Origin of the sequence: Xenorhabdus kozodoii (assembly GCF_002632875.1) — a bacterium.
Lineage (GTDB): Bacteria > Pseudomonadota > Gammaproteobacteria > Enterobacterales > Enterobacteriaceae > Xenorhabdus > Xenorhabdus kozodoii.
Genome location: NZ_NJCX01000088.1, coordinates 1 through 925 on the forward strand (window position 1 = coordinate 1; position 925 = coordinate 925).

2 protein-coding genes are annotated in these 925 nt (G+C 49.7%); both read left to right on the plus strand.

Annotation, left to right across the window (positions count from 1 at the left end; genetic code table 11):
- Window positions 1–69 precede the first annotated feature (69 nt).
- Window positions 70–510 carry a helix-turn-helix domain-containing protein gene (locus Xkoz_RS19200; RefSeq protein WP_099143522.1) on the plus strand — a complete coding sequence of 147 codons (441 nt, stop codon included), beginning with the start codon at window positions 70–72 and terminating at the stop codon, window positions 508–510.
- 183 nt (window positions 511–693) lie between these two features.
- Window positions 694–925 (plus strand): transposase (locus Xkoz_RS22470; RefSeq protein WP_422646087.1); only part of this gene is annotated, 232 nt, incomplete at its 3' end.

The following is a 925-nucleotide window of genomic DNA, read 5'->3' on the forward strand; positions in this document are numbered from 1 at the left end:
TAAGTTGATCAGATAAACTATCTGCATTGGTGTTATAATCAGTAATCCGATGACTGACCAACTGTTCTTATGAAATCGAATATCACGCTGTCTGAACCTGAACGTCTTACATTACAACAACTGGCTTTGAATCATCCACACCGGGATATCCGTACGCGAGGAACGGGGTTACTCATGCTTGCCAGAGGTCTTAAACCCCGTCAGATCACCGCTGAGATAGGATGCAGTCTCAGAGTTATCTATGACTGGGTTCACGTCTGGCACGATTCAGGGATAGCCGGATTGTTAGGTGGCCATGCCGGAGGCCGTTATCCCGCGATGACATCGGAGATGATTGCCACGGCGGTTAACGCCGCCAGTGCGGAATCTCTGACGCTGGCCCGGATCGCACAGAAAGTCGAGGACAAGCATGGCCCGCTGCCCTGTACGCTTGAGACGTTGGCAAATACCCTGAAAAGACAGGGACTGACCTATAAACGCGCCCGCCTGTCTTTAAAAAAAACGCAATGAAGCGGAGTTTGCTGAAAAAGCCGCTTTGCTGAATAAAATGAAAGCGGGCGCGCGGTCGGGGCATTACCGGCTGGTCTATCTTGATGAGGCGGGTTTTTACGCATCCCCACCGGTGCAATACGGATGGAGCCCACAGGGTAAGCCTCATGAAATAGAGCCGCAAAATCATGTCAGACGGCAGTGTTGGGGGCGCTAAATTACACCGATAACACGCTGTTTTACCAAATAATATCGGATAATGTCACGCGGACTGATATCATTGATTTTTTAGAGCAGATCGCCCAACAAGGCGATGATCGCCTGACAGTTGTCGTGTTAGATAATGCGCGTATTCACCATGGGATCGAGAAAAAAATAGAACGTCGCGGGTTACAGGAGCACAACCTGTTTTTACTTTACCTTCCCACCTACAGCC